General features: G+C 47.8%; 9 protein-coding genes. 6 read left to right on the forward strand and 3 right to left on the reverse strand.

Annotation, left to right across the window (positions count from 1 at the left end; translation table 11 throughout):
• The first annotated feature begins 48 nt into the window (after positions 1 to 48).
• The 4 genes from QUA58_RS23445 to QUA58_RS23460 all read left to right on the forward strand — a co-directional run bounded on the left by QUA58_RS23445 (position 49) and on the right by QUA58_RS23460 (position 9,451).
• Positions 49 to 1,524, forward strand: a complete 1,476-nt coding sequence (locus tag QUA58_RS23445) for an adenylate/guanylate cyclase domain-containing protein (protein WP_333257009.1) — start codon at positions 49 to 51, stop codon at positions 1,522 to 1,524.
• Positions 1,525 to 1,979: 455 nt separating this feature from the next.
• The gene (locus tag QUA58_RS23450) at positions 1,980 to 6,818 is read left to right on the forward strand and encodes a PAS domain S-box protein (RefSeq protein ID WP_333396257.1); all 4,839 of its coding nucleotides are present in this window, start codon (positions 1,980 to 1,982) and stop codon (positions 6,816 to 6,818) included.
• A 165-nt stretch (positions 6,819 to 6,983) separates the two neighbouring features.
• Positions 6,984 to 8,633 (forward strand): ABC transporter substrate-binding protein, encoded by a 1,650-nt coding sequence (locus tag QUA58_RS23455; protein WP_333257004.1) that lies wholly within the window; start codon positions 6,984 to 6,986, stop codon positions 8,631 to 8,633.
• A gap of 161 nt (positions 8,634 to 8,794) precedes the next feature.
• Positions 8,795 to 9,451, forward strand: a complete 657-nt coding sequence (locus QUA58_RS23460) for a pentapeptide repeat-containing protein (RefSeq protein ID WP_333257001.1) — start codon at positions 8,795 to 8,797, stop codon at positions 9,449 to 9,451.
• A gap of 191 nt (positions 9,452 to 9,642) precedes the next feature.
• Here the strand turns inward: QUA58_RS23460 and QUA58_RS23465 are convergent, their stop codons facing one another.
• A complete protein-coding gene (locus QUA58_RS23465; protein WP_442922204.1) occupies positions 9,643 to 10,023 on the reverse strand; it encodes a cupin domain-containing protein in 381 nt (126 codons plus the stop codon).
• A gap of 121 nt (positions 10,024 to 10,144) precedes the next feature.
• Positions 10,145 to 10,474 (reverse strand): hypothetical protein, encoded by a 330-nt coding sequence (locus QUA58_RS23470; protein WP_333256999.1) that lies wholly within the window; start codon positions 10,472 to 10,474, stop codon positions 10,145 to 10,147.
• Positions 10,475 to 10,543: 69 nt separating this feature from the next.
• Between QUA58_RS23470 and QUA58_RS23475 the strand changes: the two genes are divergently transcribed.
• The gene (locus tag QUA58_RS23475) at positions 10,544 to 11,047 is read left to right on the forward strand and encodes a YetF domain-containing protein (RefSeq protein ID WP_333256997.1); all 504 of its coding nucleotides are present in this window, start codon (positions 10,544 to 10,546) and stop codon (positions 11,045 to 11,047) included.
• Positions 11,048 to 11,547: 500 nt separating this feature from the next.
• On the opposite strand, the gene acnB is transcribed toward QUA58_RS23475, so the two are convergent.
• Positions 11,548 to 14,163 (reverse strand): bifunctional aconitate hydratase 2/2-methylisocitrate dehydratase, encoded by a 2,616-nt coding sequence (acnB, locus tag QUA58_RS23480; protein ID WP_333247945.1) that lies wholly within the window; start codon positions 14,161 to 14,163, stop codon positions 11,548 to 11,550.
• Between the two features lie 547 nt (positions 14,164 to 14,710).
• On the opposite strand from acnB, the gene QUA58_RS23485 reads away from it, so the two are divergent.
• Positions 14,711 to 18,661, forward strand: coding sequence for an EAL domain-containing protein (locus QUA58_RS23485; RefSeq protein ID WP_333396260.1), 3,951 nt, complete (start codon positions 14,711 to 14,713; stop codon positions 18,659 to 18,661).
• Positions 18,662 to 18,761: the final 100 nt, after the last annotated feature.

The raw sequence follows: 18,761 nt of genomic DNA on the forward strand, positions 1-18,761 counted from the left end.
CGAGCGGTTAATCAATTTTTTGTTAGTCGAGGCGCAAATTCTAGAGTTATGCTGCAAGAACAACCATCTAGAGAACAGCTACTTTTAGAGATAGAAAGATTGCGCCAGCAAGTGGAAGACTTGAAGGAGGAAAAAGCGGATCTGGAAATCTTGCTGGAAACTACTGCTGAACATTCCGATACGGTTGAAACTGAGTTACGATCTCGCGCATTCGAGGCCGTGCGCGAAGGCGAAATCAAGCTAGCTCAATTTCTCGAAGCGATTCCTATAGGTGTGCTCGTGCTGGATTCTCAAGGCCGACCTTACTACGTAAATCACGCCGGACAGCAATTACTAGGTCAAGGAGTTTTGCCGTTAAATTTAGTTGAGGATTTGTCAGAAACTTATCAAATTTATATGGCGGGAAATGAGACTATTTACCCTTTCGAGAATTTGCCTATCGTCCGAGCTTTGAGGGGCGAAAACGCGACGGCTGATGATCTGGAAATTCATCAATCCCACAAGAAAGTTCCCCTTGAGATTTGGGGAACGCCAATTTTTGACGAGAGTGGCAAAGTTGCTTTTGCGATCGCAGTTTTTCAAGATGTCACGGAACGCAAAGAAGCTGAAGCCGATCGCCATTTATTTATTAAGAAACTATTTGACCTTAATCAAAATTTAGAAAAATCCCTGGATGCCGAATCAGAGTTAACTGATGCCTACGGTAGATTTGTGCCTCACCAATTTCTAAATTTGTTGGGATATGAAAGTATTATAGATGTCAATTTAGGCGACCAAGTGCAGCAGGAAATGTCGGTGCTATTTTCGGATATTCGCGATTTCACGACGCTTTCAGAAACTATGACTCCCCAAGAAAATTTTAAATTTATAAATGCTTACCTTTCGCGGATGGAGCCTGCCATTACTAGCAATAACGGGTTTATTGACAAATACATCGGCGATGCAATTATGGCTTTGTTTAGTGACTTTGCAGATGATGCAGTGAAAGCGGGTATTGCAATGCTAAATATCCTCAGAACTTACAACGAATACCGTCAAGGTGTCGGCTACGTCCCGATTCAAATTGGCATTGGCATCAATTCGGGTTCTTTGATGCTGGGGACAGTCGGGGGTAAAAGCCGCATGGACAGCACTGTGATTAGCGATGCTGTTAATCTAGCATCTCGCATTGAAGGATTGACCAAAGATTACGGCGTACCTCTGTTAATTTCTCAGCAGACTTTGGAACGGTTGCGAACTCCGAACGATTATGCTATTAGGATTGTGGATAAAGTACAGGTAAAAGGAAAATCTCAATATGTGGTAGTCTATGAGGTATTTGATGCAGATCCGCCGGAAATTTTGTCGGCAAAGCTAGCAAATTTGTCTGTATATAATGAAGCTATGTTACTGTGCGATCACAAGGACTTCCGAGAAGCTGGAAAATTATTTGAAGAGTGTTTGCGAACTAATCCCAGCGATCATGTAGCTCGCATTTACTTGAAACGCTGTCGGGATTGGCGATCGCTCCTCAAAGGAATTTAAAGAGCAACTTAGTCTATTTTAGATTTAAGATTGACTCCATATAGCAATCCTCGCATCATTTGTGAATTTCTTACTTTCTCAGAGCGGGTTCGGGGATGGTTGGGGTGGGGTGAAAAATTTACGACTCCTGCAAGGATTGCTATATATCTTGAGAGAGACGACTGACCTCTGGAATCTGTCAAAGGTGTAAAATATAAACAGCTTTATACCTGTTACTTCTGAGGGTTCTCAAAATAGAACGGCTGAGGACTCAAAAACCAGCGATCGGTAATTTGGTGCGAGAACGGTGGCCAGCGCTGAACCTGTCTCAAAAAAAGTTGGCGGATGAATTAGGGATGACCTTTCCCCCGATTAATCGTTGGGAAAGATGAGTTAGGTAATTTGCCAGATGCAACGCTTCGCGAATGCAGTCAGGCGCTGCGAGCAAGATATTTTTCGGATAAGGAGTACAAAGGGTGAGTTTAGAGGGAATCAACAGCATTTTCAGAGTTAGACTACTTCCCTATGGTGTGGCGACCGTCTCCGTGGCTCTAGCACTGGCGCTAACCCGATCGCTTTTACCGTGGATCTATCCAACCACGACGCCCCTGTTTTTCATCGCGGTGATGGTGAGTTCCTGGTATGGCAGTTTCGGGGCTGGGTTGCTGGCAACAATTTTATCCACGCTGGCAATCAACTATTTTTTTATTGAGCCGTTCTATTCCTTACAGATATTTAATGTAGAGACAATTGTTCGGCTGGGTATGTTTTCGATCGCGGCAGGATTGAGCGCTTCACTCAGTCTATCCTGGCGCACTGCTCTAAAAAACGCGAAAGCAGCCTTGCAAAATTTACAGCAGGCAAGGTTCCTAGAACAAAATGCCCAGCTTCGGGGCCAAGTAGCAGAAACTGCGGCGATTGAGGCAAAAGAACAGCTAGAAACGGTACTTTCTAGCATCAACGATGGGTTTTACATCCTCGATCGCGATTGGCGCTACACCTATGCCAACGATCGCTACTGTGAGATGGTTGGAATGTCGCGGTCAGCGATTCTGGGTCAGAAAGTTTGGGAGTTATTTCCCCCTACCGTTGACACCGATGCTTACGTGCAGTTTCATCGGGCAATCCGCGAACAAACGCCGCTCCAGTTTGATTATCTGTACTCCCCTTGGAATGGTTGGCACGACTATCGAATTTACCCTTCGCCCAGTGGACTGACCGTTTTGATTGCTGACATTACCGATCGCAAACAGGCGGAACTCCTCCTAATCGAGCAGAAACGACTGCTGGAGTCGATCCCATTCGGACAGCCACTCGACGACTGTCTTACAGCGGTGTGTGACTCAGTATCCAGGCTGAATCCGGGTACCCGCGCGGGCTTCCTGCTAGCGGATGCTCAGCGGCTGACGTTTAACAGATCCATTACTCCAGACTTTCCACCGTCTTTTGGTGAAGGACTCCAAGGTGCTCCGATTAACGATTTGTGCATTGGAACCTGCGGCGAAGCAGTGTATAGCGGTCAGCCCGTGACCTGCGCCGACATTGCCAACGACGATCGCTGGTCGCAAGAATGGCGAAATTTATGCGTGGCTCATGGCATTCTAGCGTGTCATTCTCAGCCTGTGATCAGGCATGACAATCTAGCTCTGGGGTCGCTGATGCTGTGCTTTAGGGAGGCGCGGATGCCGACTGATTGGGAACATAAACTCGCGGAGTTCGGCACCCAAGTTGCCAGCATCGTCTTCGAGCGCGATCGATCATTCCAGGCGTTGCGTGAGAGCCAAGAACAACTCCGATTGGCTTCCGAAGGCGGCAATTTGGGTTTGTGGTATTGGGATATGGAAACAGACACGCTGAGTTTGACGGACATAGCCAAAGCGATGTTTGGTTTACCCGTCAATACAGCAATGTCGATACAGGTGTTTTTAGAAGCCGTGCATCACGACGATCGCCCATTGCTTCACACCGCCCTCAGTGAGCTAAAAGCGAACCAACCGCATACTGAAATTGAGTATCGGACGCTGTGGGCAGATGGCACCGTTCGTTGGATTTTGGCAAAGGGCGATTGCGCCTATAACGCTGATGGCATCATAATTTCGACGCGGGGCGTATTCATCGACATCAGCGATCGCAAACAAGCCGAAGAAGCGTTGCGTCAAAGCGAAGAGCAGAGTCGGAACATTCTGGAAAGCATTGATGATGGATTCTTTTCCCTGGATGAGAATTGGCGTTTCACTTACCTGAATCGGTCAGCGGAACTTCTGCTAGACCGCACTTCGGGCGATCTGATTGGGAAGAGTTTGTGGGAAGAATTTCCAGGATTCGATGGCAGCGAGTTTGAGCGGGTTTATCGGCGCGTGGCCAACGAGCGCGTGGCTTTATCAGTCACGGCGTTTTATCCCGATCACGATCGGTGGTATGACGTTCGCACCTACCCTGCTGCGAACGGGATTACCATTTATTTCCGAAATGTCACCGATCGAAAACAGGCCGAGGAGGTATTGCAACAACGAGAAGCAGAACTTCGTTTAGTTACCAATGCCGTGCCTGCCTTGATCTCCTTTGTAGACTCAGACCAACGCTACCGCTTCAACAATCGATCATATGAAGAATGGTTTGGACATCCGGCAGCGCAAATCTATGGCAAGCACCTTCAAGAGGTTTTAGGCGAAACTGGCTATGAAGGGATTCGTCCTTATGTTGAGCAAGTCTTGGCAGGACAGGAAGTGACCTTTGAAAACCAAATTCCCTACAAAGATGGTGGAACCCGTTATATCAATGCGACCTATGTTCCCCGCTTCAATAGCCAGGGAAAAGTTGAAGGGTTTGTAGCGCTGGTCAACGATATCACCGATCGCAAACAAGCCGAAGCCACACTGCGGGAAAGTGAGGCACGGTTCCGGCTGATGGCAGATGCCGCCCCTGTGCTGATTTGGATGTCGGGCACCGATAAACTCTGTTATTACTTCAACCTCCCGTGGCTAAACTTTACGGGACGGACGATCGAGCAAGAAAGGGGCAATGGTTGGGCAGAAGGAGTCCACCCCGACGACTTCGATCAATGTTTAGACACCTATGTGACTGCCTTTGATGCCCGTCAACCGTTCAAGATGGACTATCGCTTGAAACGCTGTGATGGCATATACCGTTGGATTATGGATGAAGCTGTTCCTCGCTACGGATTGGAAGGTGAGTTCTTGGGCTACATCGGCTCCTGTGTTGATATTGAAGACCACAAACAAGCTGAGGAAGCTCTGCGCGAGAGTGAATCCCGCCTCCGTCTGATCTTTGAAAGCGCCAAAGATTATGCCATCTTCACCCTCGACCTTAACGGCATCATTGCCAGTTGGAACTCAGGGGCAGAACGGCTGTTGGGCTATACCGAGACAGAAGCAATTGGTTGCCCCAGTCGGATGATCTTCACACCCGAAGATAACGAACAAGGACAAGCCGAGTATCAGAGGCAAACGGCTCTACTGCAAGGACGGGCAGAAGACGAACGCTGGCACGTCCGCAAAGATGGGAATCGCTTTTGGGCGAGTGGATTGATGATGCCCCTGCTTAATGAAGCGGATTGTCCGCAGGGATTTGTCAAAATCATGCAGGACAAGACTGTACAACGGCAAGCCAGTGAGCGACTGCAATTGCTGTATGAAACTACCAGCGATCTCCTGAAGACAGAACAGCCTCTCGCGTTGATCCACAAGCTATTCAGCAAACTTTCACTGCAACTCGATCTGCACTGTTACTACAACTTCATGGTGGAAGAAAAAGACAACCACCCGATGCTGCATTTGAGAAACTATGATGGCATCTCTGAAGAAAGGGCGCAGGCGATCGCCTGGATCGAATTAGGTGAATATCTCTGTGGACTGGTTGCCCAAACGCAGCAGCAAGTTGTCTTGAATCAAGCCGAACTTTCCACTCATCCGAATGCTAAAGCCGTCTGTGAAATGGGCATCACGGCTTACGCGGGTCAACCGTTAATCGCTCAAGGGCGGTTATTAGGAACGCTCTCATTTGCCAGTACCACTCGGACGCACTTTACGCCTGCAGAAATCGATCTGCTGCGATCAACCTGTGACCAAATCGCGATCGCTCTGGAACGGGCCAACCTGAACGATTCACTCCAGCAGCAAGCGGAACAGCTAAGACAGGCAAATCGGATCAAGGATGAGTTTTTAGCGGTACTATCCCATGAATTGCGATCGCCCCTCAATCCTATTTTGGGGTGGTCACAACTTTTGCAAACTGGCAAGCTGGATGCGGCCAAAACTGCACAGGCGTTAGCGACGATCGAACGCAATGCCAAGCTGCAAACTGAATTGATTGAAGATTTACTTGATGTCTCGAAAATTCTCCAAGGCAAGCTCAGTCTTAATATTCGTCCAGTCGATTTAGCTTTAACTGTGGAATCGGCGATCGAAACTGTCAATTTGGCTGCAGTTGCCAAATCCATTGATATTCGGACTGGGTTAGATCCTCAGATCGGACAAATTTTGGGGGATTCGGGCCGTTTGCAGCAGATTGTCTGGAATCTTGTTTCCAATGCGGTGAAATTCACTTCAGCCGGGGGGCGCGTTGAGGTGAATTTGACTCGTGTTGGTAATCACGCTCAAATTACGGTGGCGGATACAGGGATTGGCATCGCACAGGAGTTTTTACCCTACGTGTTTGACTACTTCCGGCAAAAAGATGGCGCTACAACCCGCAACTTTGGTGGCTTGGGATTGGGGCTGGCGATCGTGCGGCATCTAGTCGAACTGCACGGTGGCACCGTTGGGGCAGATAGCCAGGGTGAAGGGTTAGGGGCAACCTTTACCGTAAGACTGCCTCTATCAGGGAAGGTAAAGGGACAAGAAAACTCTCTTGCAGGACTTTCCGAACGATCGACTGCGGATGAACCGTTATCCGGGATGCGGATAGTGGTTGTAGATGATGAGCCGGATATGCGAGAGTTGATTTCCTTTTTGCTAGAAGATGCAGGTGCAGAGGTAGTGACTGTTGCTGTCCCTCAAGAAGCCGTGACAGCGCTGACTAATTTCCAGCCAGATGTCCTGTTGAGCGACATTGGAATGCCGGGGATGGATGGCTATATGCTGTTGCAGCAAGTGCGAGCTCTGCCGCCCGAACGGGGTGGGCTGATTCCGGCGATCGCCCTGACTGCCTATGCCGGCGAGTTTAATCAACAGCAAGCTTTGCAAGCTGGATTTAACCGACATCTGGCAAAGCCGATCGAACCGGATAAATTAATTAAGACGATCGCCGCACTTCTTAGCAAGAATACTCATGACCCAGTAAGCTATAAAAATTGAGCCGAAGGATCTCAAACCGCTCGAACATCACCAAGCTTTTAAGTTGCTATGGTTAGGCAGCGATATTTGTATTACAGGAGAATCTATCAATAAATCCGGTTTCTAGTCTAATAGTGCGTAAGTCCTGATAATATAATCAATAATTTGGAGTGTCAAAAAAAGACGATGGGAATTAACAAGCAGCAGCCTAGAATATTTATAAAACCTTCAGTGATTAAAGCGATAGCTCTGTTCTTTATGTGCTGCTTGTTAACGGCAAGTTGCGGACAGGGATCACGTCGATCGGTGACTGTGAGCGGCGAAAATGCTAATAACCGCATTACTATTGGTACAACCTTGAAATTGCGGACGATCGACCCTGCGGACGCTTACGAAATTATATCAGGGCAATTGCTGCAAAATTTGGGCGACACTCTCTATACTTACAAGTCGGGAACTACTGAGTTAGTCCCCCATTTAGCGACAGCAATGCCTAAAGTTAGCCAAGACGGATTGACATATACAATCCCCTTGCGTCAAGGAGTTATTTTTCACGACGACACACCGTTTAACGCCGCAGCAATGGAGTTTTCCTTGCAGCGGTTTATCAAAAATGGCGGCCGTCCGTCTTTCTTGTTGAGCGATGCCGTAGAATCTGTGAAAGCGACGGGCGAATACGAATTAACTTTTCAACTCAAAAAGCCTTTTGCTGCTTTTCCTTCTCTGCTGACATTTGCTGGTAGTTGTGCAGTTTCTCCAAAAGCTTACGAGATTGGGGAGGGTAAATTTAAACCCGATACGTTTGTGGGAACCGGACGCTACAAGTTGGCGAAGTACGGCAGCGATTCTCTCAAGTTTGATGTGTTTGACAAGTATTGGGGCGAAAAACCAGTTAATCAAGGAATTGACCTTTTGCTGCTTTCTAGTTCCTCAAATTTGTTCAATAGTTTTCGGACTGCGGCAGTTGATGTGGCTTATTTGTCTCTGGATGCAGACCAAGTTCAAAGCTTGGACGAGGGAGCAAAACAAGGTAAATGGCAGGAAATCGCGGGAGAAAGCAGTACGGTTAGTTACATGACGCTGAATACTAAGTCTAAACCGTTGGACAAGTTAGAAGTGAGACAGGCGATCGCAGCAGCGATGGATCGCCCCCTGATTAATGATCGCGTACTGCGTGGACAAGCACAACCGCTTTACAGTCTGATTCCTACAACCTTCGACGTTCAAAAACCTGTTTTTAAAGAACTGTACGGCGATGGCAACAGTGCCAAGGCTAAGGAACTTTTGACGAAAGCGGGATACTCGGCCGCAAATCCTTTTGTTCTGCAACTTTGGTATCCTTCAGCTTCCACAAAACGAGCTTTAGTGGCGAGTACGATCGAGGCGCAAGCTAAACTCAAAATGGACGGGATAATGCAGGTGGAAATTAACAGCGTTGAATCTCCGACTTTGTTTCAAAACATAGAGAAGGGTATTTATCCTGCGGTTTTAGTGGATTGGTACGCCGACTTTTTCGATGCCGACAATTACATTCAGCCGTTTTTGGATTGTGCCACGGGTTCGGCGGCTGGGGGCTGTGAAAAGGGTGCCAGTCAAGGCCAGGGTTCGTTTTATTATAACGATCGGGTAAATCAATTGATCGACAAGCAACGAAAAGAAGCAAACCCCCAAACCCGCAAAGCCCTGTTTGCCGAAATTCAAGACATACTGGGTCAAGATGTACCTTTCATCCCTCTTTGGCAGGATAAGGACTATACATTTGCTCAGAACAGCATCACCGGGGTCCGTCTCGAACCGACGCAATCTTTTCCTTTTTGGTTCCTGAAAAAGCAATAATTCTTTACGAGAATTTCCTGGAGTTGAAACGTCAATAATTATTGCATATTTTGTGCACAATAGGGTGATGATTGTCACAGTTTATCAAAGAGACTGATCACCCTAACCTCTTTAATGATGTGGGATATTATTAAAAGAGAGATATTGCTGAGGGTGGGTATATGAAACTTGGGATTTTAACAACAGGGCTGCTAATTGTGATGGGTTGTGCCTCCGCAGTAAAGGCAGAAAACGTATCACAAGTCAAGCAATTATTAGAAACTAAAAAATGTAACCAATGTGACTTGACAGGAGCGCAACTTGCTGGTATGAATCTGAGCGGGGCAGATTTGAGCGGTGCGAATTTGAGCGGTGCAAATTTGAACGGTGCAAATTTGGACGAAGCCAAACTGAATGAAGCCAATCTGAAACAAGCTAAATTGCAAGGTGCGAGTTTAATTGGGGCTAAAATGCACGGCGCCAATTTGGAGGGTGCTGATTTGAGCCGCGCTAATCTGAGTCTGGCGGGTTTAGTGATTGCCACTTTGAAAAATACCAACCTCACCAGCGCTAATTTAATCGGCGCTAATTTAGAAAGCGCCAATTTGGCGGGTGCAAACCTGAGAAATGCTCGCCAGTCTGTAGCGAATTTAGCGAATGTCAGCCTCAGAGGTGGCAGTTTGTCGGGAATAGACGTACAGGGAGTCAACTTGCGCGATGCAAATTTGACCAATGCAAATTTGAACGGTGCAAATTTGAACGGTTCGGACTTGACAGGTGCTAATTTAAAGAATGCCAATATGGCAAATGTAGATTTGAAAAACGCTTCTTTGCCGTAGGACGATCGCCAATTGCTATATCAAATGCTGGTGCTGAACAAAGTTAATATAATAAGGTAGGGGCAATTTCAGAATTGCCCCTACAGTTTTAATGGTAGGATTTATCTTGTTTCCGATCGCTGCGTAGGTCATTGTTCGGTGTGCGAAGCTTTTCCCCGGCGTCTGCGATTGTTTCATATTTTGATGTCGGATCAATCTTCTTCGTCAGCATCTTGGGCGAAACGGATAATGTCATCATCGCCGAGGTACTCGCCATTTTGGATTTCAATCATCACCAGAGGAATCACGCCTGGGTTTTCCACGCGGTGAGCAGTATTCATGGGAACGTAGGTTGACTGTTTCTGCATGAGAATCGTCTCTTTGTCATCGCAGATCACTTTAGCGGTACCGGAGACGACAACCCAGTGCTCGCTGCGGTGATAGTGCATTTGCGTCCTGATGTGGTGTCCCGGCTTGACTTCGATGCGATTGATCTTGTAACGATCGCCCGCATCTATGACTGTAACTTTACCCCAAAACCGGGTTTGCGTGCGATCGTCCGTTTTTTCGATTGTGTCCGCTGTTTCCACCATGCTGTCGATCTCGCTAACGGTGTATGTAAAAATATCTATAGTTGAAAGTATATCAGGGAGCGGGCAAGTCTGTAAGTGCGATCGATTTAAACGTTACTCAATTAGCTGCCATTAACGAGCATCAATAAATTGAGACAAATGTGCCACATTTTTTGTGGCGAATTATCACCTCATGCCCTTCATTTGCTACCGAAATTGCTTGCGCCGCCAAAATCACCTCTCCATCAAGTTCCTTGGGGTATGCTGTAGATCTTCTCGCCCTTCTTGAGTGCACCCACAACTCGGCAGCTTTGAGCATCGTTTCCGTTGAGATTGGAATATATTGAATCAGAATTTTCAGCAAGTCAAGCTTTCGGATTCCCGCCACCTTACCCGCACGCATTAACTCGCACCGCACTTCATTCGACCCTTCTGCTACACTGACAATGGAAACTAACAGAATCCGCGACATCAAGCAGACGAAGCATCTAGGACTGGCGCAGCAGCAAAGTGTCCAAAATCATAACGGCGAAATAAAAATATGTTTTTTGACAATTGGTTTGAATTGATTCGGATTTTGACGATCGGCGTTTCCGCTTATGTCGTGCTGATTTTTTTTCTGCTAGTCTCCGGCAAGCGAACTCTGTCGAAGTGGAATGCCTTCGATTTCATCGTTACCATCGCGCTCGGTTCGACGCTGGCGACTATCATCATGTCAAAAGACGTTTCGTTCGTCGAGGGCGTTTTCGCCCTCGGCTTGCTCATCGGGCTGCAATTCATCGTCACGTGGCTTGCCGTGCGACTAAATTGGGTTAAAAATCTCATCAAAGCCGAACCTACTATGTTGCTCAGCCAAGGCCAATTTCTGCCTGTGGCGATGCGGCAGCAGCGCGTGAGTGAACCGGAAATTCGGGCGGCGATTCGGGGGACGGGCAGCGCGTCGATCGAAGAAATCGAAGCAGTCGTGCTGGAAACCGACGGCAGCATGAGCGTTGTCAAAAAATCTCCGAACAATTCGCGATCGGCTCTCAAAGATGTAGCTTAGTCGATCTTGAAATTGAATGGATGCTCGAATTATTCGTGAGCTAGCCCTTGAGAGTTCAATATAGTATCTACAGGAATTACGATCGATGGACGGGAGCTGATATTATATCAATTCCGGTTGCACTCCTCCGGAATTGTTGACTGTTGACTGTTGACTGTTGACTGTTGACTGTTGACTGTTGACTGGCGGGTTGAAAAACTGAATGGTTGAGTGTTAACTGTTGACTCGATTTGATTATTCCGATGCAACCGGAAACGATATTACTCATTATAAACAAAAGGGCAGCATCTCTGTCGGAAAGCAGCCAAGCTAGAAATTGGAGACAGGAGGCAGGAGACAGGAGACAGGAGACAGTTCGGCTTGAGGAAAGAGTCAGAAACAAGGAGTCAAAAGAAGTGTTTTTACAAATATGAGATGCTCCCTGGGGGTGGGGTAAAAAATTTCTGACTCCTGCAAGGATTGCTATATAAACAAAAGGCGGGCAATTGCCCGCCTTTTATTTACTTGCTCAACACACCTTCAGGAATCCCCAAAATATCCTCAATGCGCGGCATATCTTCCACAGCAATCACTCGCCCTTCATCCTCAAAACCAGCAATTTGATCGAAATTTAAATATCGATACAAATCGCCAGCAAAAGGATCGATTCTCTTCGCCACAATTTCCTGGTATTCTTCAACTGTGGGAATTCGACCCAACAGCGAACAAACAGCAGCTAATTCCGCCGAACCGAGATAAACTTGTGCATCTTTGCCCATCCGGTTGTTGAAGTTGCGAGTAGAAGTTGAAAAAACCGTTGTGGCATCTTTTACCCGCGCTTGATTGCCCATACAAAGACTGCATCCCGGCATTTCCGTGCGCGCTCCAGCCGCTCCAAAAATGCTGTAATAACCTTCTTCTTTTAGTTGTTGTTCGTCCATCCGAGTTGGCGGACAAATCCATAGGCGAGTTTTAACTTCCCCTGCACCTTCCAACACCTTCGCAGTGGCGCGGTAGTGGCCGATATTTGTCATGCAGGAACCGACAAATACTTCGTCAACCCGATCGCCCGCAACCTCACTCAACAGCTTCACATTATCCGGGTCATTCGGTGCAGCCACAATAGGTTCAACAATCTCGTTCAGATCGATCTCGATGATTTCAACATACTCCGCATCAGCATCAGCTTCTAGCAGCACCGGATTAGCCAGCCATTCCTCCATCTTCGCCACCCGGCGCATCATCGTCCGCGCATCTTCATAGCCCCGCGCTACCATGTTTTTCAGCAGCGCGACGTTGGAGCGAATGTACTCAGAAACAGTCTCCACGCTCAATTTAATCGTGCATCCGGCGCAGGAACGCTCGGCAGAGGCATCAGTCAATTCAAACGCCTGCTCGACCTTCAAATCGGGCAAACCTTCAATTTCCATAATCCGCCCCGAAAAGACGTTTTTCTTATTCTGTTTCGAGACTGTCAGCAAACCTTTTTGAATTGCTACGTAGGGAATTGCATTCACAACATCCCGCAGGGTTACTCCCGGCTGCAATTCACCCTTGAAGCGCACTAAAACAGATTCCGGCATATCCAAAGGCATCACGCCCAAGGCGGCAGCAAATGCCACCAATCCCGAACCCGCAGGAAAGGAAATTCCTAAAGGAAAACGTGTGTGAGAATCGCCGCCGGTTCCTACTGTATCTGGCAATAACATCCGGTTTAGCCAGGAGTGAATAATGCCGTCTCCAGGACGCAAAGCTATTCCCGCCCGCTGTGCCATGAAATCGGGCAATTCGTGGTGAGTTTTGACATCAACAGGTTTCGGATAGGCGGCGGTGTGGCAGAAACTTTGAATTACCAAATCGGCGCTAAATCCCAAACAAGCAAGTTCTTTTAATTCGTCGCGAGTCATCGGGCCTGTGGTGTCTTGGGAACCGACTGTGGTCATTAACGGTTCGCAAGATGTACCGGGACGCACGCCTGTTAAACCGCAGGCTTTCCCTACCATTTTTTGGGCTAAGGTGAAGCCTTTACCTGTGTCGGCGGGAATTGTTGGACGGGTGAAAATTGGGCTAATTCCTACTCCTAAAGCTTCGCGGGTTTTGTCGGTTAAGGTGCGTCCGATTAATAGGGGAATGCGACCGCCGGCGCGAACTTCGTCTATAATTGTGTCGGGTTTGAGGGTGAAGGTGGAGATGATTTCTCCGGCTTCGTTGGTGATTTCTCCTTTGTAGGGATGGATGGTGATTACCATTCCGGTTTCCATTTTGCTGACATCGCATTCGATCGGCAATGCGCCGGAATCTTCAGCGGTATTGAAGAAAATCGGGGCGATCGCACTTCCCAAAATATATCCGCCGCTGCGCTTGTTTGGCACAAACGGAATATCGTTACCAATGTGCCACAGTACGGAGTTAATCGCCGATTTCCGCGAGGAACCGGTGCCGACAACATCGCCGACGTAGGCTACGGGATGGCCTTTTTGCTTCAATTGGGCAATGGTTTCCAGCGCTTGGGGCATCTTACTTTCCAGCATCGCTAAAGCGTGCAAGGGAATGTCCGGCCGCGTGGTAGCTTGAGGTGCCGGAGACAAGTCGTCGGTATTGGTTTCTCCGGGTACTTTGAAGACTGTAACGGTAATGGCTTCGGCTAGTTGGGGCCGGCCGGTAAACCACTCGGCATCCGCCCAAGAATCTATGACTTGCTTGGCGTAGGGATTGGTATCCGACAGGGCGAGAATGTCGTGAAAAGCGTCAAATACTAACAGCGTTTTGCTCAATGCGCGGGCTGCGGTGGCGGGAATCGCGATTTCGGCAGTGGGATTGAGTAAATCGATTAAAGATTGGACGTTGTAACCGCCCATCATTGTCCCCAACAGGTAAACTGCCCATTTGGGAGCAATTAGGGGGCTGTGGATTTCGCCTTTGGCAATGCCGGTCAGAAAACCTGCTTTGACGTAGGCGGCGCTGTCTACGCCTGGGGGGACGCGATCGCGCAATAATTCTACCAAGGCTTCTTCTTCCCCAGGCGGCGGATTTTTGAGCAATTCGCAGAGTTCTGAGGTTTGCTGGGCATCTAGCGGCAGCGGTGGAATTCCCTGTGCGGCACGTTCGGCAGCGTTACGGCGGTAAGATTCAAGCATTTCTCTTCTCTCTTCGGATATTATTCGATGGTTTGCCAGCAAGTGACTTTACTCTTTAGATTAGGAGCTGGCGCTGCACTTTTGGCAAAGCACCCGATCTTATAAAAACTTAACGCAACTTTAAAAACAGTAGATTTTCATACTAAAGACAGATTTTATCTGTATCTGGAGCGACACTTAAACTCCAGCCGAGAATTTTTCGGGCGTTGAATTACATTATTCTGGTTAAAATTAATGTGGCGGGGGTACTGTCGATCGCCCCGGATCATCTCAAATCGTTAGCTACCAGAAAGAATTGGTTGAAAGCTTCTCCCTTTTAGCTAGAAATTAAAAGAAGATTATTCATTACGACTATCCTCTTCCTTTTAGGTAGAGGTAGCCCTCAACCCTTCTCTAAGCGAGGGGTAAGGCTGTCAACTTTCAACTGTCAACTGTCAACTGTCAACTGTCAACTGTCAACTGTCAACTATCCACTGTCAACTGTCAACTGTCAACTGTCAACTGAATACAAGCTTAATTTTTTACGCAGAAATGGATATATTAAAAAATGGAAAGTTTTATCCCTGAAAACTGTGAAGATTGTCAGGGTTCGGCTGCCAAGGCAGACTTGTACCAAGAGCTGCAAGGAACTCAAGAATTATTGCTGACGATCGCCAATTCGATGCCGATGCCTACGATCATCAGCAGTTTGGTTGAGGGCACAATTCTTTATAGTAACGATTTATGCCATCAGGTTTTCGGGTTCAAAGAATTTGAAATCGACGGCAAAAAAGCCTCCACACTATACAGCAACCCCGCACAGCGCCACGAACTGCTGGATGTGCTCGCCCGCAACGGACAAGTCCGCGAGATAGAAGTTCGCCTCAAAAAAGCTGACGGCACGCTGTTTTGGGCAAGTGTATCGATGCGGTATTTGACATTGCTGTCGGAAAAATCCGTGCTGTCGGTGTTCTGTGACATTAGCGATCGCAAGCGAGCAGCCGCCAAGGAGCAGGAATTGCTCGCCTCAATCCATTTGCGCGCCCGCCAGCAAGCGGCCGTCGCTTACTTGGGGCAGCAGGCATTGGCGGAAACAGATTTGTCTGCACTGATGGACAAAGCTGCGGTGTTAATTGCTCAAACCTTGGATGTTGATTATTGTCAGTTGTTGGAACTGTTGCCCTCGGGCCATGCTTTTTTGTTGCGAGCGGGGGTTGGCTGGCAGCCGGGCCTTGTCGGCAAAGCCACTGTTGCGGCTTCTGCCCGATCGCAAGCTGGTTACACGTTGCTAGTTGGCAAAGCCACGATTGTCGAAGATTTGCGGGTGGAAACCCGTTTTAGCGAGTTGCCGCTGCTGCACAACCACCGGGCTGTGAGCGGCGTCACTGTCATCGTTCCCGGCAATCGGGGACTGGAGAGTTTCTTGGGACAAGCAGAACCAGCGGACACTTCTGCGACGCAGGCTTGGGGCATTTTGGGGGTTCACACCAGCCAAAGGCGGGTTTTCAGCCAAGATGACGTTTATTTTGTAGAAGCGATCGCCAACGTGTTAGCTGCGGCGATCGAGCGGATTCGATCGCAAGAGCGCTTGCAAATGATGGAACGGGCGATCGAAAGTTGCAGCAACGGCATTGCCATCACCGACGCGACGGTTACAGATAATCCGATTATTTATGTCAATCCCAGTTTTGAGCGGATTACGGGTTATCGCAGAGACGAATTAATGGGGAAAAATTGCCGATTTTTGCAGGGCAACGACACGGACACCGCCTCTGCTAAACTATTGCGAAGGGCAATTGAAGAAGGCAGAGAATGCCAAGTTATCCTGCGTAACTTTCGGAAAGACGGCACGCCTTTTTGGCACGAACTGTCGATCGCTCCGGTGCACAACTCGCGGCGACACTTAACCCACTTTATTGGAGTGCAAACAGACATTACCGACCGCCAGCGAGCGGAAGCAGAATTATTTTTAAATTCTCAAGCTTTAGCAGCTTTCACCGCTAATCTCAAACACCTGCACCGGATTACCACTTATCATTATCAAAATTTTCAAGAGCTGGTTGAAGATTATTTAACAGCAGGCTGTTTAATCTTTGGACTTTCTATTGGAATCATGGCTGAAGTTCAGGATGAAGTTTTTATTGTGCGGGCAGCAAAATCCGATATAGGATACTTCGTGCGAGGGCTAGAATTGAACCTCAGCGATACTTACTGCGCTGCAGTAATTAAATCCAATAAAACTATTTTCTATTCTCATGTGGGAGCAGAAATAGAGATGCGCGAACATCCAGCTTATAAACAATGTCACTCAGAATCTTACATTGGAACGCCGATATTTGTTAACAATAAAACTTACGGTATATTAAGTTTTAGTTCGCGAGAAATCAAGAAAAAACAATTTGAGTACCAAGAAATAGAAATCATAGAATTGATGGCTCAAAGCATCGGTAAAATTCTGGCGGTTCACCAAATGGAAATCGAACGCCAGCAGGCTGAAAAAGAGCGATGCGAGTTGATAGTATCTCTCAAAGAGAGTGAAGAACGCTATCGCCGTTTAGTAGAACTATCTCCCGAAGCGATCGCCGTTTACATTCAAGGGAAAATTGCCTACATCAATGCCGCCGGCGCTAAACTCCTGGGCGCTAGCTCTCCGGCAGAGCTCATCGGCTTTCCGGTATTGAATTTCGTTCATCCAAACTATGTCGAAAAAGCCAGAGAGCGCATGACGCAAGTCGAGGAAGAAAATCAGCCGATCGAGCTTGCCGAAGAAAAACTAATGCGGCTTGACGGACAAATAATCGACGTTGAAGTTGCCGGCATCCCTGCTACTTATCAAGGCTCAGCCGCCGCCCAAATTATTATCAGAGATGTCACCGAGCGCAAGCGAGTAGAACGGCAACTGCTGCACGGCGCTTTTCACGACGCGCTGACGGGTTTGCCGAACCGCGTTTTGTTCATCGACAGGCTAGGACAAGCCATCCGCCGATCCAATCAGTCCCCCGATTATAAATTTGGTTTACTTTTCCTAGATTTAGACCGCTTCAAAGTAGTTAATGATTCTTTAGGACACATTCTAGGAGACAAACTGCTAGTCGCCCTCGCGGATCGGCTGCTAACCTGCGTGCGGGCTTCTGATACCGTCGCCCGGCTGGGGGGAGACGAATTCACCATCCTGCTAGACCACATTCAGAGTCTCAGCGACGCCACCGAAGCAGCTAACAGAATACAAACTGAATTGACTTTACCGTTTCATATCGAAGGGCACGAAGTATTTACCACCGCTAGCATTGGCATTGTTTTCAGTCAAGGCGAAGTCGCAGCAGCCCACAGCGACGCATTGAATCTGTACACTCACCCGGAAGAATTCCTGCGCGATGCTGACATTGCTATGTACCGCGCTAAAGCCTTGGGCAAGGCCCGCCACGAGGTGTTTAATTTGGCGATGCACGACCAAACTATGTCGCTGTTGCAGTTAGAAAATGACTTGCGTATGGCTATTTTGGGCAAGCAGGAATTAGGAGAGAGCAAGGATCAATGTTCGCACTTTATTGTGCACTACCAACCGATTATTTCGATCGCCAGCGGCGCGATCGAGGGTTTTGAGGCTTTGGTGCGCTGGCAGCACCCGGTTCGGGGTCTAGTGCCGCCTTCTAGTTTTATTCCTGTAGCTGAAGAAACCGGTTTGATCGTGCCTCTGGGAGCCTGGGTGTTGCGGGAAGCTTGTCAGCAATTGCGGATTTGGCAAGAAATGTTGATGGAAGAAGGAAGAAGGAAGAAGGAAGAAGGAAGAGGGAAGAGGGAAGAGGGAAGAGGGAAGAGGGAAGAGGGAAGAGGGAAAAAATTATCTGTGACAAATCATCAATTATCTGTGACAAATCATCAATTATCTGTGACAAATCATCAATTATCTGTGACAAATCATCAATCACCAATTCCCAATTACCAGTTACCAATTATTGACCCTTCGCAATTAACAATGAGCGTCAATCTCTCTCCTAAACAGTTAGGTATGCCGAATTTAATCGAGGAAATCGATAAAATTTTAGCAGAAACTGGCTGCGATCCGAGCTGTTTAAAATTGGAGATTACTGAAAGCGCGATCGTGGAAAATGTGATGAAGGCCAATATTGTGCTCGCCCAATTAAAAGATAGAAATATTCGATTGTCGATCGACGATTTTGGTACAGGCTATTCGTCTTTGAGTTACTTGCACCGTTTTCCGCTGGATACGCTGAAGATCGATCGATCTTTTGTGAGTCGGTTGGGGGCCATCGAAAACGGTGACGGCGGGGGTCAGCCTTTGCAGATTGTGGGGGCGATCGTAACTTTGGCTCATAATTTGGGATTAAATGCGATCGCCGAAGGCATTGAGACAGCCGAACAGTTAGCACAGCTTCGGGAACTAGGCTGCGAATTAGCTCAGGGATATTGGTTTTCTAAACCTTTGGACAGTTTAACGATGACTGAAATATTGAGCAATCAGAAGGAAGTTCGGCAACGAGCAATGTACGGGATTTAACGGATTTAACGGATGGATTTTGAAGGAAAAAGGAAGTTCGGATTCCGTTACAGTGTACGGGATTTAACGGCTAGAAGGAAAGAGGAAGAAGGCAGAAGGA

This window comes from Microcoleus sp. N9_A1 (genome assembly GCF_036701795.1).
GTDB lineage: Bacteria > Cyanobacteriota > Cyanobacteriia > Cyanobacteriales > Microcoleaceae > Microcoleus.